The organism is Limnochordia bacterium (assembly GCA_023230925.1).
In the GTDB taxonomy this organism is placed as follows: Bacteria; Bacillota; Limnochordia; order DUMW01; family DUMW01; genus JALNWK01.
The window spans coordinates 1-14,093 of record JALNWK010000031.1; the positions used below are offsets into that span (position 1 = coordinate 1).

General features: G+C 47.6%; 11 protein-coding genes and 1 riboswitch. Of the genes, 4 read left to right on the top strand and 7 right to left on the bottom strand.

Features of this window, described 5'->3' with window-relative positions; translation table 11 throughout:
• Nucleotides 1-337: 337 nt before the first annotated feature.
• From M0Q40_08180 to M0Q40_08190, 3 genes are all read right to left on the bottom strand, one after another.
• A complete protein-coding gene (locus M0Q40_08180) occupies nt 338-2,290 on the bottom strand; it encodes an ABC transporter permease (protein ID MCK9222585.1) in 1,953 nt (650 codons plus the stop codon).
• 15 nt (nt 2,291-2,305) lie between these two features.
• Nucleotides 2,306-3,079: an ABC transporter ATP-binding protein gene (locus M0Q40_08185; GenBank protein ID MCK9222586.1), complete on the bottom strand. Its 774-nt coding sequence runs from the start codon at nt 3,077-3,079 to the stop codon at nt 2,306-2,308.
• A gap of 662 nt (nt 3,080-3,741) precedes the next feature.
• Complete coding sequence (locus M0Q40_08190; GenBank protein ID MCK9222587.1) at nt 3,742-4,401, bottom strand: HNH endonuclease; 660 nt, start codon at nt 4,399-4,401, stop codon at nt 3,742-3,744.
• Nucleotides 4,402-4,679: 278 nt separating this feature from the next.
• Between M0Q40_08190 and M0Q40_08195 the strand changes: the two genes are divergently transcribed.
• Entirely contained in the window at nt 4,680-5,444 is a 765-nt protein-coding gene (locus tag M0Q40_08195; protein MCK9222588.1) for a MerR family transcriptional regulator, read from the top strand.
• Between the two features lie 127 nt (nt 5,445-5,571).
• Here M0Q40_08195 and galE read toward each other — a convergent pair whose 3' ends face one another.
• The gene (gene galE, locus M0Q40_08200) at nt 5,572-6,564 is read right to left on the bottom strand and encodes a UDP-glucose 4-epimerase GalE (GenBank protein ID MCK9222589.1); all 993 of its coding nucleotides are present in this window, start codon (nt 6,562-6,564) and stop codon (nt 5,572-5,574) included.
• Between the two features lie 718 nt (nt 6,565-7,282).
• Nucleotides 7,283-8,356 carry a sensor histidine kinase gene (locus M0Q40_08205; GenBank protein MCK9222590.1) on the bottom strand — a complete coding sequence of 358 codons (1,074 nt, stop codon included), beginning with the start codon at nt 8,354-8,356 and terminating at the stop codon, nt 7,283-7,285.
• A 639-nt stretch (nt 8,357-8,995) separates the two neighbouring features.
• On the opposite strand from M0Q40_08205, the gene M0Q40_08210 reads away from it, so the two are divergent.
• The 3 genes from M0Q40_08210 (at nt 8,996) to M0Q40_08220 (ending at nt 10,667) form a co-directional block, all read left to right on the top strand.
• Nucleotides 8,996-9,988 (top strand): Rpn family recombination-promoting nuclease/putative transposase, encoded by a 993-nt coding sequence (locus M0Q40_08210; protein ID MCK9222591.1) that lies wholly within the window; start codon nt 8,996-8,998, stop codon nt 9,986-9,988.
• Nucleotides 9,989-10,171: 183 nt separating this feature from the next.
• The gene (locus M0Q40_08215; protein ID MCK9222592.1) at nt 10,172-10,351 is read left to right on the top strand and encodes a hypothetical protein; all 180 of its coding nucleotides are present in this window, start codon (nt 10,172-10,174) and stop codon (nt 10,349-10,351) included.
• Entirely contained in the window at nt 10,326-10,667 is a 342-nt protein-coding gene (locus tag M0Q40_08220; GenBank protein MCK9222593.1) for a DUF4351 domain-containing protein, read from the top strand. The genes M0Q40_08215 and M0Q40_08220 overlap by 26 nt, the downstream gene beginning before the upstream one ends.
• 143 nt (nt 10,668-10,810) lie before the next feature.
• Here M0Q40_08220 and metE read toward each other — a convergent pair whose 3' ends face one another.
• Together metE and M0Q40_08230 are read right to left on the bottom strand one after the other, a co-directional pair.
• Entirely contained in the window at nt 10,811-13,114 is a 2,304-nt protein-coding gene (metE, locus tag M0Q40_08225; protein ID MCK9222594.1) for a 5-methyltetrahydropteroyltriglutamate--homocysteine S-methyltransferase, read from the bottom strand.
• Between the two features lie 61 nt (nt 13,115-13,175).
• Nucleotides 13,176-13,357, bottom strand: a riboswitch (cobalamin riboswitch).
• A gap of 27 nt (nt 13,358-13,384) precedes the next feature.
• The gene (locus M0Q40_08230; protein ID MCK9222595.1) at nt 13,385-14,080 is read right to left on the bottom strand and encodes an anaerobic ribonucleoside-triphosphate reductase activating protein; all 696 of its coding nucleotides are present in this window, start codon (nt 14,078-14,080) and stop codon (nt 13,385-13,387) included.
• Between the last annotated feature and the right edge of the window lie 13 nt (nt 14,081-14,093).

Genomic DNA, 14,093 nt, shown 5'->3' on the forward strand with positions numbered 1-14,093 from the left:
GATCAATGCGCGCGAATTGCCTGATAACTTTTTCGATAGTTCCCAATACATATGATACTGTGCCTAACGTGCATAAACACTATTCCTTAACCTGGTTTTCCCATCTTAGTTGCGGAAGTGCTGAGACTGTCCTTAGCATGAGCGGACCTCACCCTTGGCTATAGTCCTTTGAGTGAAGGTTCTAAAACAGAGTAGAGCTACAAATGAAGCAAGCTGCTCCAACAATTGTGTCAGAGCAGCTTGGCGGATCGGGGTGTGTGGGCTCTATGCAGAGCCCACTGTCTTCTTATATAACTAAAACAAGGATTGGTGTTCCATTACTCTCTAGATTAACACCTTACCTAGCAGCCGGAGCAAGTTCACTTAGGTATGCACTTCGGGCCGCGAAGAAGTATGCCGTTTGGGGCACCAGAAATACTAATGCCGCGGTGATACCATAGCTCCAGACGCTTCGCTCCAGCATTGTAGCAAAGGACTGCATGGCAAAGGTCTGATGCAATGTTGCCACCACCCAAGGGGCAAAGAAGAGGACTGCCATCTCCCTGGAGACAATGGTCTTCACCTCCCGCCAAGATAAGCCCAGTCTTCTTAAAGCTGTATACTTTTCCCGATCTTCTTGCAGTTGTAGGAAGAAGCGGAAATATAACATAGAGCCCGATGCAAGAAAGAATAGGAACATCATGAACATTACAATAAACATGGCCATACTGTATCCGGCCTTAACCTGGGCGTAAACATCGTTCCGGGAAACGTAGGTCTCGATCCTTCCTTCGGGTAGCACCTTCTGTGCCGCCTTCTCTGCTCGATCAACATCCTTCCAGTTTTCCACATCACAAGAGAAGATCACTCCTGAATAGCCACCCGGTATACCACTAGACAGTACCAAAAGATCAGCTGGATGCACCACCAAGATCATTAGACTTGAGCCCCAAGCGGCATATCTTAAGTCAACTAAGTTGGTTGGAACTCGTCCACATATATTCAACTCCATGGTGTTTTTCTCACCACGGATTTGTGCTATCTGTCCGGATGCTGGATCTAACCAGGGTTCTGCCCCAGGATACATTGAAATGGGCCGCACGGCTTGACCAGGTTCAAGACTTACTGGAATACTCTTGGCTCTCCTCGCCCACTCATTGTAGTCGTCTTCTGAAATGAGCCACACCGTTCTGATCTTCTCTTCAGTTTCTATCCCTATTTCCGCAGTCTCCACATAACAGATCGCGGCTGTATCCTCCTCAATCCTTGCCCCTCGTTCGCTTAGGGTCTTTTGGTACCGGTTAATAATCTCAGGCCCATCCTCCGCACCAGAAAGGGCAAACCAGATATCCCGAGTAAGGTCTATTTCCGCGATCATAGCCTGTCCAAGGCTATAAATTACACCCGAACTTGTCATTACCGCTGCACTGAGAATGGTCACCATCGCCAGCACCCGGGCATTATCCTTCATCTGAAAGGTCAGGTCGGAAATGGTGATTAAGTTGATATTCCGGTAGTAAAGACCTCGCCGTTTTGTAAGATGTCTGAAAACAACCACGCTAAGCTGTGTAAAGAGGAAATAGGTACCAAGAGATACCACTGCCGTCACCGGAAACATCCCCTTCACCACATTCGCGGCTGTGGGTAGTATACATGCGGTGTAATACCCCCCACCAATACAGACTACCGCCAGTATCGATAGCAGTATTGAAGCCTTCGGTGGAGATTTAGGTTTCTTGGGTGCCTGCACCAGTCCAATCACTCGAGTTGTCCTGATGGATAGGATATTGAGCAGACTGATTCCAATGAAGATCCCGCTATACACCAAGACTGTGTGCCACATGGAAGGAATACTAACCACAAGTCCTTTAGGGATGGCAATATCTAGTCTCAACATATGCACCGTAGCCATAGCCATCAAGCGTGAAATTAGTGCCCCGGCCAGTAGACCAACTACGATAGATGAAATCCCAATTAGCAGGTTCTCTAACAGAAGCATAGCATGGATCTGACCGGAGGTAGCCCCTACAAGAGCCATCACACCTAGGTCCCGCTTGCGGGACTTAGTGAACACCGAATTAGAGTACCAGGTGAAAAAGAAGGAGAAAATCCCGATTCCCCAACGGGCGATCCGCAGGCCTTCCCGTAGTGAGCGGGCTCCTGAGTACCCTCCTGCGGTCACCTCGGGAGATGTAGCAATGGCGTGGAAAATGTAGAATACCATTACGGAAAAAGCAAAGCTTGCAAAAAAGCTGACATAGCTGCGCTTATTCTCCTTAACATTGTTGTATGCAATATGAAGTAAGGCCATAGCTATAGTCCTCCCCTAGTTTCTTCCGGAATTACTGAAATCGCCGCCGAGAACACTGAGGGTATCCAGGATCTCTTGGAAGAAGGTTTGGCGCTGGTTTTTTCTTCTGAGCTCAGAGAAGAGCTTACCGTCTTTAATAAACACAATCCGCTGGCAAAAGCTCGCCACAAAGGGATCATGGGTTACCACCAAAATAGTGGCACCATCCTTCGCGTTCAAATCTACAAAGGCGTCCATGACCTCCCGGGACGATTTCGAATCTAGGTTTCCTGTGGGTTCATCAGCAAGCAACAGGGCCGGTTTATGCACAATAGCCCGAGCAATGGCAGCCCGTTGCTGTTCTCCTCCAGATATCTCATAGGTTCGCTTGGGCAAAATATGGGAAATACCAAGTCTTTGGGCTACCCCTTCCACACGATGAGTAATCTCACTTGGGCGTACATTGTCCAAGGCTAGGGGCAGGGCAATGTTATCCCGCACAGACAAGGTATTTAGCAGGTTAAAGTCCTGAAAGACAAACCCAAGCTCTCTTCTACGAAAACGGGCTAACTCGTTCCTTTTGAGAGCTGTTGGTGATACGCCATTGATCCGGATGGAACCTGATGTTGGTGTATCAATGGTAGCCAGTATATTTAGCAAAGTCGTCTTTCCACTACCCGAAGGACCCATAACTCCCACAAATTCTTCCTTTCCTACTTTCAGGTTCAATCCCGCAAGGGCCCGGGTGGTAGCAGTCTCCTTAGATGAACCATAGATCTTAGTCAAACCCTCGGCAATTAGAACTGACATCTTGACCCTCCTCATGGTCAACCAGGTATCTTACTGTCTTCGAGTATACCCCACACAAAATACAGCTACAATCGAACAACCTTACATAAAGGGTCCGGGAACCTTACATTCCTGTAAGGATGCTAAATCAACAGGAGCAGTCCCTTCCTTAATGCACATAACCTGTTGAGTTGAAGACACAATGGATACAAATAACCTATCTAGACAGCATGCCCCCGCAAACACACGTCTTATAAGGGATCTATTCATGCTCTAAAGACCCGGTTAGGTTGCATTTGACCTTTCAAAGGGAGGTTACTTCTCGTCCTACCTTCCCCAAAGCTCCACCAAGACAATTAGCCAAAAAGAAATCCCCGATCTGCTATGTTAAGTGTTGGTCATCCAAAACCGCTTGAACTTAGGCAATCAGGATGGGCATCCGCAGGAATACTTGAGAATAGAAAATAGTCCATGCCAACAGTTTTGTCCGAAATGGACGTTTAGGTTGGTTATGAGCCCCTGTCGGGACCACAGGTAGGAAGTCTACATAGCAGGGTCATTATCCATCTTTGAGACTAAGTTGTTTACCTGAAAGGATTGATCAGTCAGTGATACAGAATAAGCAATTATGCCCGATTTTGTCATGCTCTGACTATCTTTAGGGTATGTAGAAGGAGATCCCCTCAGATACTTAGCGAAGACCTTTTAAACACTTCATGCAAGTGCCACTGGGTGTAGGCAATCTCCGGGTAGGCTTGACCTTGGGGCGGGCGGATGTTTTGATCATGGTACCTGAGTAACCATTCCTCAAAGCCACAGGTCCCGTTCGCTTTTTCCGCAACTTGCACAACATATACTCCACGAACATTCTGTATCCCCAAGGCACCACTATCAAAAAGTTTGTGATGCATCGAGCATAGAGCTAGTCCATTACAGACTTCATCTGGCCCACCGGCTTGGTACCACTTAATGTGGGCCGCCTCTAGGGCAAGTGGAATACCCCCTAGTTTCACATCAAACCCACAAATCGCACAGCTGTACCCATAGGCCCGCAACACAGACTGTCGAAAGGCTGGATCCCGATCCGCCCGTCGAACCAAACGATAGTTAAGACCCACCGCCCGAAGGATATCCCCATGTAAAGACTCCGGAAAATGCTCATACAGTAGGTCTTCGGCCAATTCCCACACCAATTCTTGAGCATGGGCTAACACGTCATAGACCTCATCGGTAAATCCACCGGCCACCTGTTTGCTATTTAGGACCGACTCAAGGGGTCTGTTCGGGTCAACCTTCCAGGTCTTAATCCGCGAGAACCTCTCTCGAATCTCATCCACTGTCATCCCAGCCATCTCCTATAAACCGAGTATGCCAAATTTCTTCGACAACTTAGCAGTTATTTCCTGCTCACCGACACTAGATGCAAGCACTCCGCCGATGCCCGCCCCAACTCCTGCCCCCATCAACCGCTTATCACAGCCTTCTACCGGACTATATGTCTGCTTAGCAACTTCTTCTTATTAACAACAGAGCACATGCACCAATCGCTAACCTTCGAAAAAGAACTATTGACATTGACGTTACGTCAACGTGTACAATAACCGTGGAAGGAGGCAATACATTGGAGTATACCGTACAAAGGTTAGCAGATCTAGCTGGTGTTAGCCCGCGCACCCTAAGGTACTACGACAAAATAGGCCTATTAAAGCCAGCAAGACTAAACCCTTCCGGATACCGGGTCTACGGGCAAGCAGAAGTAGAGCAGCTCCAGCAGATCTTGTTTTACCGGGAACTAGGAGTTAGCCTTGCCGAAATTAAGGATCTGATCCACTCCCCGTCCTTTGATCCGGTTGACGCGCTCAGAGAACACCGTCAAAGGCTCATTGAGAAAAGAGATCAGTTGGATCAGCTCATCAGCAATGTAGATAAGACCATTGCTGCATCAGAAAGGAGAGTTAACATGAGCAATAAAGAAAGGTTTGCCGGGTTTAAGAAACAAATGGTCGAAGAAAACGAACGGAAATATGGTTCGGAGATTCGAAAGAAATATACCAATGAGGTCGTAGACCAGTCAAACCAGAAGCTGCTTGGGATGAGTGAAAAGCAGTATCAACAATGGGAAGAACTCAGTAGCAAGGTTATGGAGACCCTAAAGGTCGCCTTTACCACCAAAGATCCGTCCAGCGAACTGGCCCAAAAAGCCGCCGATCTACACCGTCAATGGCTGTCTTTCTGTTGGCCCACCTATACCAAGGAAGCCCATGCTGGCCTAGCTTGTATGTATGTTGAGGATGAACGCTTCAAGGAGTTCTACGATAAAGAACAGTCGGGCCTTGCCGAATTTCTAAAGGAAGCAATTCTCATCTATACAAAGACAGAGCAGTAGGCTCTCCCATGACGGACCAAGAACTAGTGCATCCGGTTCAAGTACCCCGCGTACTAGGGTACTTGAACCAGACCTCATTCGATCACAAAAGCCCCAGCGTGATCGGGCAGGCAAACTGTGCCCTACTTCAATCTAGCCCCTTTTCAAATCTCCACGCATCCCGAACCATCTCTTTGATGCCACGCTTTGCGCTCCAGCCAAGCTCCCTTATTGCTTTGCTCGCATCGGCATAGCACACCGCGATATCCCCAGGCCTTCTACCCACGATCTCATAAGGTACTTTAACCTGGTTAACCTCTTGGAAAGCATGGACGAGCTGTAAAACCGATGTTCCCTGACCTGTTCCTAGGTTATATACATGAACGCCTTCGGAGAGTTTTTCAATTGCAGCCACGTGTCCTTCTGCTAGATCCACCACATGGATGTAGTCCCGCACACCGGTTCCATCCACAGTATCATAGTCGTTTCCAAAGACCTTGAGTTGTTTTAATTTGCCCTTGGCCACCTGGGTCACATAGGGCATCAGGTTATTGGGAATCCCATTTGGGTCCTCCCCGATGAGTCCACTTTCGTGGGCTCCCACTGGATTGAAGTATCTAAGCAGGGAGACTGCAAAACCTGGATTGGCCTTGACCGTATCGGTAAGAATCCGCTCACTCATCGCTTTGGTCTCACCATAGGGGTTTGTTGTAGGACGAAGCTCCATCGTTTCTACGAAAGGCACTTGGTTTTCACCATAGACGGTGGCTGAAGAGCTAAAGACAAACTTACCAACACCATATTTTAGACACGCCTTACTTAGGATCATCGTGCTAACCGTATTGTTGTAGTAATACTCTAAAGGCTTTGCCACGGACTCACCAACAGCCTTAAGACCTGCAAAGTGAATCACACCATCGATTTTGTGTCCGGAGAATATGGAGTCAACCGCTTCTTCCTTTGTTACATCAACTTCATAAAAGATGACTTTCTTACCAGTAATCTGTTCTATCTTATCGACGGACTCTCGCTTACTGTTGATCAGGTTATCCGCAACAATTACTGAATGACCCGCTTCCAGCAAAGCAACGCAGGTGTGTGTTCCTATATACCCGGCACCACCGGTAACCAGTATATTCATCGAAAACAACATCTCCTTCAGTTAGGAATTGTCCACCTATTCCTTCATATGTAGCCGCCCACGCCAATAGACTGCAGACCCATACTCACCCGGTCTAAGAGAGCTCAGGCAGAATCAAAAGGACAACGGTAGTCACTAAAAAGACCACTCCACAAGTACATAAATGTTGCCCATTCAGACGGCGTTCTAGGCATGCTCAACACCGATATTATACCTTTATTGGTGCCAAACGTCCATGATTACCCCCCCATATTCTGGAGGCATTTGAGGCTGGGCTAGACAACTTCGAGAGCTTGCGATCGTTTGCCTGAGGCGAGATGTCTTAGCTGTTTTTGAAGAGCATCTGGACCATACTTCTATTTCTTCCAAGAAATCGCTTCCCAAGTGGGGATTGACCAAGGACGGACATCCTGGGTCCGAAGGTAGAACAATTCCCCCAAAAGAGCACCTAGCTCTGACTTTGACGGGGTTCTGTAAGATAATCGAAGACGATATGCTAATAGTGAATGTGATGGTTTGGAAGTGCGGACTATGCCAAATCCACTGGCCCATGAATCTGGCATTATGTTTAAAAAGAAGAAAGGGTACGCTCGCTTCCAGTTACCGAAGCTTCCATCATATTCCCGAGCTACCTTAGCCGCAATAAGCGAAGGTGCAAACCCGGAGCAATCTACAGAAAGTACATGAAACACTTGTCTGGTTCCCACGTACCCCCAAGTCAGCCGAAATGGGTAATCGACCTGGTGGAGAATGTAATAGCCATCGTGGTACCGCATCCGGGCTTTGAGCGAACAGTAAGGGCATGGCCTAGTTCCCCACAGATCCCTTTTGCTAGGTATAACCCCATCCCCGTGGATTCTGGTACAAGACGACCGTTCTCACCAGTAAAGAACGGATCAAAGATACGCGGGTAATCATGGGGAGGTATACCAACACCATCATCCTCCACGGCTAAGATAATTCCCTCAAGATCTCGCTCCTTTTGAATATGAAGAACTACCTTGCTTCCTGTGGGGCTTATCCGGGTGTACTTGATGGCATTTGAGACTAACTGATCAATAACGAAGGCAATCCATTTTTGGTCCGTCTCAACATGAGTATTCCCCGTGGACACTTCCAATCGTGGGTAAATGGAGTACCTAATAAACTCTTTCTTATGCTTATTGATTACCTCCCGGGCCACTTCCTCTAAGTCTACTTGCTGGGGCCAGACATCCACGGAAAACCGTTCCTGGCGGGCCATACCAAGCATCATATCCAATCCATGGGCAATTCGTTCATTTTCCTCTTGGATGCTTTCGAATAACGTGGCAGCTTCATCTAAGGACACAACTTCTTTAGACTGTTGGATCAGTAGATCCACAACAGACACCGGAGTTTTCATCGCATGGGCCCAGCGGTTGGTAAAATCAATGTGAAACTGGGAGCGTTCATCACGTTTTAGTACTTCTGCGGCATGATGGGCATAAATCAACCGAACTAGGTTGGAGGCAATCCGTTGTTCAGCAGTCCGTGGGGGAGCAAGGGAGAGCACTTCTTCCGGTGACTTAAAGTCATCGCTCATGTTTGACATCTGCTGATAGAATTGATTCTGTCGGGAGTAATCGATGATTAAGACCACTACTAACACGGCAACATGTAACACCACGATATAAATTGCGGAATCGATGGTAAGACCCCTTTGCCCCGTTTGTAGAAGGTCCAGTTGAATCACGCACAGACACAATATACAAGCAAGTAAATGCCCGATGATATAAGCGGCCCTACTGTACAGATAATCTAGCATCCTCATGCATATCCCACCCCATCCCCAAAGTGAGGTCATTTTATCCTTGTCTGGAACTAGTTCTCAACGTAGCAACCATTGACACGAAGGAAATATAGGACTTACTTCCCCTCCCGAAGGCCCCTCTCCTGCTGTAGCCGTCACCATGGTCTCAGACTAGAGTTGTTCCCCGCGGTCTTAATACCAGAAAAGGCTGCCCTACTTCAGTTTCTTCAAGCGCCGTAGCTTTTGTCCTTCTAGTTGTCCCCAGCCATATCCCGCTGCCGCGTTTAAGATTCCAAGCGGCTGCAATACACCGCCATTGGAAAACTCGACGGAGAACACTTATCATCGTAGCACCCCTACTTACTCTATCATCATCGTCCTTTTACTCATAATCAGGAAAACCATCCCGATCATATCAGGTTCCCACTATCTATTTCACCGAACCTCTGCGAGATTTCTGCTACCATACTACCGGCCGGTCTTATTCTCACTTTACCAATCAGCTGTCGTGAACGTGCTTGTTTAACCGGGTATATCCATGCTATACTTGTGAGGGGGGTTGTTGGGGCATCAGCGCAATCGGTGTTTAGGTGTGTCTGACTAAGAACGTCCAGTTGAAATAAATAAGGCGCGCGTATACAATATAAGGAGAGATACAGGTTGAGCCAAGAACGTATACAGCACGATCAACTATTCAAGCAACTATTAACAACTTTCTTTGCTGAGTTCATCGAACTGTTTTTCCCCGATGAGACCAAATTCGTCGATCTCGATCATATTGAGTTTCAGCCCCAAGAGATTCTACCGGATCTCATCGGTGGTAAAAAATACATCGTTGGCATTCTCGCAAAAGCAAGACTAAAAGATGGATCCGGGTACCTATTGATTCTGGTGGAGCCCCAAGCGTATGTTCAAAAGGACTTCAACGAACGATTATTTTGGTATAGCGTCCTTTTGCTCCAAAAATACCGGCAGAGGGTTTGGCCCATAGCCGTCTTCTCGCACGATGGCAAGAAGGAACACCCTAGTAACTTTGCAGTGGATCTTCCGTTTTTGGAAGATGCAATCACATTCAAGTATTACCCAGTTTATCTGCGAAAGCATTCATGGAAAGACTATATCCAGAGCAATAACCCCGTTGCTGCCGCCTTAATGAGTAAGATGAATTTTGCCGAGGAGGAAAAGGTTCGGGTTAAACTTGAGTTTACTCGCATGGTCTTGAACATGAAACTAGATTCGGCCCGTATGTCCTTATTGTTCGGATTCTTTGAGACATATGTCAGATTGAGTGAGGAAGAGACCAAGGAATACGAGCACCTGATAACCCGATTAGAACCAAGGGAGGTAACCAAAGTGATGGAGTTAACTACCAGTTGGCATAAACAGGGCAAAGAAGAAGGTTGGAAAGAAGGATTGGAGCAAGGTCTGGAGCAGGGCGTGAAGCAGGGAAAAGTAGATATGATTTACCGACTCATACAAAAGCGCTTTGGCAAAGGCGATCCCTCAATTAAAAGCAAGATAGCGATGATCAAAGACTTAAGACTTTTGGATCAACTTTATGATGAATTGCTCGATGCAAACTCTACGGAACAATGCCTAGCTGCAATTGACCGGCTGGTACCTAATACCAGCGGCGGCAGCACAAAAGCCTAATCTTGTCACATGTACAGGTCCGTGAACCCGTCCTTTGAAAGGAGCCCGTTAGATTCAAAAGTGGATTCTAGCGGGCCAACCACTTATCACGATACAATCACATTCAAGTACTGCCTAGTTTCTCTGCGAAAGCATTCATGGAAAGACTATACCCAGAGCAATAACCCAGTTGCTGCCGCCTTAATGAGTAAGATGAATTTTGCCGAGGAGGAAAAGGTTAGGGTTAAACTTGAGTTTACTCGCATGGTCTTGAACATGAAACTAGATTCGGCCCGTATGTCCTTAGGAATACGAGCACCTGATAACCCGATTAGAACCAAGGGAGGTAACCAAAGTGATGGAGCTAACTACCAGTTGGCATAAACAGGGAAAAGAAGAAGGTTGGAAAGAAGGATTGGAGCAAGGTCTGGAGCAGGGATTAGAGCGAGGCATGGTCCGAGGTTTGGAACGAGGTCTAAAGCAGGGCGTAAAGCAAGGAAAAGTAGACATGATTTACCGACTCATACAAAAGCGCTTTGGCAAAGGCGATCCCTCAATTAAAAGCAAGATAGCGACGATCAAAGACTTAAAACTTTTGGATCAGCTTTATGATGAATTGCTGGATGCAGACTCTACGGAACAATGCCTAGCTGCAATTGACCGGCTAGTACCTAATACCAGCAACGGTACAAAAGCCTAATTTTGTAACATGCACAGGCCCGTTCACCCGTCCTTTGGAAGGGGCCCGTTAGATTAAGAAGTAGATTCTAACGGGCCCACCACTTATCCCTATTCGGGCGGAAACAGAGCATACTACCCCACGGTCAACAACAATCACCATACCTAGTCCTCTTGGGCGTTGGCTCTTTGCAGTTCTCCTCGCACATCTGCCGTTGCTTCTACCATGTTCTTAAGACTGGCCACCGTTTCCTCTTCACCCCGGGTCTTAAGACCACAATCAGGATTAATCCAAAGCTGCTCCGGCGTAATCTCCCCCAGCATTCTGGTGATCGTCTCTGCGATCTCCTCCTTACTAGGTACCCGGGGAGAATGTATATCATATACGCCGGGACCAACCTCTGCTTTGAACTCTGCTTGCTGCAAGACACTAACGATGGACAGACTAGAACGGGACGCCTCAAAGGAGATCACATCGGCATCCAGCCGCTCAATATCACTCATTATCTCCCTAAAATCACTGTAACACATATGGGTATGAATCTGAGTGGTCGCCCTTACGGCAGAGTGTACCAGTCTAAAGGCAGGAAGGGCCCAATCAAGGTAGTCTTGCCAGTCGACACACCTTAGGGGCATCTTCTCCTTCAGTGCAGCTTCATCAATCTGGATGATCTTAATTCCCGCAGCTTCCAGGTCCAATACTTCCTCCTTGATCGCCAAAGCAATCTGGAATGCCATTTCACGATGGGAGATATCCTCCCGGGGAAAGGACCAGTTCAGGATAGTCACCGGTCCGGTGAGCATACCTTTGACTGGTTTTGTGGTTAGGCTTTGGGCATAGGTAATGTATGCCCCGGTAATGGGAGCCCGGCGCTTTATATCTCCCCAGATAATTGGGGGTTTTACACAACGTGTCCCGTAGGATTGCACCCATCCTCCTTGGGTAAATAGGAATCCTTCCAGGTGTTCCCCGAAATACTCCACCATATCACTACGCTCATACTCACCATGGACCAAAACGTCCAATCCGATCTCTTCCTGCAAAGCGATACACTCGGCGATCTTTTGCTGGAGACGTTCCTGGTAAACCCGAGGTGTGATCTCCTGCCTACGAAACTTGCTGCGCAGGCTTCTAATCTCCCCGGTCTGGGGAAAAGAACCAATAGTGGTCGTAGGTAGAATAGGAAGCCTCAAGACTTCCCTTTGCAGGATCTTTCGCTTAGCAAGGGCTGGGCTTCTGATAAAGTCGTCTTCGGTTAAGGCAGCCACTTTTTGGCGCACGTCCTCCCGGGTGTACTGTTGCTTGGATCTATGCAAAGCGACATTTCTTCGGTAGCGCTCATCGACTGCGTAATCCGGATCGGCAAAGAGACTCTTTAGTTCACAAAGCTCTGCTAGCTTTTCCTCGGCAAAGGCGAAATGACTCTTGTATTCCTCCTGTATGTTCTGTTCATGCTTAGTGGTATAGGGAACATGTAACAAAGAACAGGAGGTAGATAACACAACTCTCTCTTTTTCGATGTACTGTTCTAGTTCCTGAAGCAGATGTAAGGTCTTGGCATAGTCATTGCGCCAGATATTCTTTCCGTTTACAACTCCCGCAAACAAGAAGGTATCCTTAGGAAAGCCATTGCTTTGGATTAACTCCTTTGTCTTTGCCCCTTCGATGAAATCCAAACCGATCCCATCGAACCCAAGGGTAATTACTTCCTTATAAACATCCCGGATATCTCCGAAGTAAGTCTGCAGAAGAATCTTCACCTTACCCCTTTGGGCTAGAAGCTTTCGGTAAAGGGTCGTAAACAGCTTGACCTCATCAATAGATAAATCTAGGGCCAAGGCTGGTTCATCGAGCTGCACCCACTGGATTTCCCGAGAAGCCGCAAATTTTCTTAGGATCTCGATGTAGCCTTCTACTAGTTCCAAGGCCCAATCCTGCAAAGGCCTCTCCCCTTGACAGTCGGCCAGTTTCAAGAAGGTGAATGGCCCAATTAGTACCGGCTTTGTATTAACCCCAATCTCCAGGGCCTCTTGGTATTCCTGGAACGGTTTATCGCTGTTTAGACGAATCTGGGTCCTACTATCTAACACCGGCACCAAGTAGTGGTAATTGGTATTGAACCATTTCCGCAACGCGAGGGCCTTCACATCCCCCTGCTTCCCTTGGTAACCCCGGGCCATGGCAAAATAGGTGTCCAGGGGATCAAGACCCAAATTAGTATATTGTTGCGGGATCACATTCAGCAAATAGGCGGTGTCTAGGAGGTTGTCGTAAAAGGAGAAATCATTTGAAGGAATAAAATCGATGCCTCTTTGTTGTTGTAGTAGCCATTGGTCTTTGCGTAAGCCTGCCGCGTTTTTCTGGAGGGTGGTTGCGGTAATGTACCCATTGAAGTAATCTTCGATCCAGAGCTTTAGTTCTCTTCTGCTACCCACCCGGGGATAGCCTACAATTGCACTCTTAACCAAGGTATTTCCTCCCTCATACGGTGGAGAAAATAGGTTTATCCTATCTTCATTCCCCAAGATATTTTAAATCAGGTGTTCAGGCAGGTCTCCTGGCTTCTTCTCATCCTACTCTCTCTCACCTTCCCGATGACAATCAGTGGTCTTTTGGAGATTTCGTCAAAGTTACAGTAGTGGGTGCTGCTTCGGACTTTCACCGAATTCCCTATTATCTTCTTCACAAGCACCTGAACACCACAAGTCCCTTGTGGTTTGCTAGTTCTAACACCTCCTCTAAAGACCCCGTACCTTGATGGAGTCAGCATAGGGCTTTAATTTCTCCTGCATGGTGAGTAACCACGCCTCAGAGTCCCTTTCATCACTTTCAAATTCCAAGTCCAAGTGGTGCTCCGGCCGATAGCGTTGTAGGACATAGCAGGAAGCACCATTAATCCACTGTCCAATCATAAGCAGGTCCTCTTCACTAAGCAGACTGCGGGGAACGGTGGTGCGAAACTCATAGGAGATGCCACCTGCCAAAAGCAGGTCCACCGATCGCTCAACCGACTTAAGGTCCACCTTTGTCCTCGTTACCTGCTCATATTTTACCGGTGGTGCCTTAATGTCCATGGCCACATAGTCCACCAAGTCATCGGCCAATAGCTGCCCTAATAACTCCGGGGAGGTACCATTGGTATCTAGCTTAACTAGAAGCCCTAATTCCCTAATCTGGGCACACCACTGAGCCAATTCCGGGTGCAAAGTAGGCTCACCACCCGAGATGCAAACTCCATCAAGCACATGAGCCCGCTTGGCTATTCCATCAAGGACATCCGCCCACTGGTATGAAGAAAGATGTTCTCCTCCCAACACCAACTCCGGGTTATGGCAGTAGGGACAGCGGAAATTGCATCCCGCCAGAAACACCACATCACAGATATGACCTGGATAATCCACCAAACTAGTCTTTTGTATTCCACCGTGAAACAAAGGATCCCCTCCG

Bases quoted from the DNA above. Each gene is read 5' to 3' on its own strand.
- M0Q40_08180 (MCK9222585.1), bottom strand. From the start codon at position 2,290: ATGGCCTTACTTCATATTGCATACAACAATGTTAAGGAGAATAAGCGC.
- M0Q40_08205 (MCK9222590.1), bottom strand. From the start codon at position 8,356: ATGAGGATGCTAGATTATCTGTACAGTAGGGCCGCTTATATCATCGGG.
- galE (MCK9222589.1), bottom strand. From the start codon at position 6,564: ATGAATATACTGGTTACCGGTGGTGCCGGGTATATAGGAACACACACC.
- M0Q40_08215 (MCK9222592.1), top strand. From the start codon at position 10,172: ATGAGTAAGATGAATTTTGCCGAGGAGGAAAAGGTTAGGGTTAAACTT.
- M0Q40_08190 (MCK9222587.1), bottom strand. From the start codon at position 4,401: ATGACAGTGGATGAGATTCGAGAGAGGTTCTCGCGGATTAAGACCTGG.
- M0Q40_08185 (MCK9222586.1), bottom strand. From the start codon at position 3,079: ATGTCAGTTCTAATTGCCGAGGGTTTGACTAAGATCTATGGTTCATCT.
- M0Q40_08220 (MCK9222593.1), top strand. From the start codon at position 10,326: ATGGAGCTAACTACCAGTTGGCATAAACAGGGAAAAGAAGAAGGTTGG.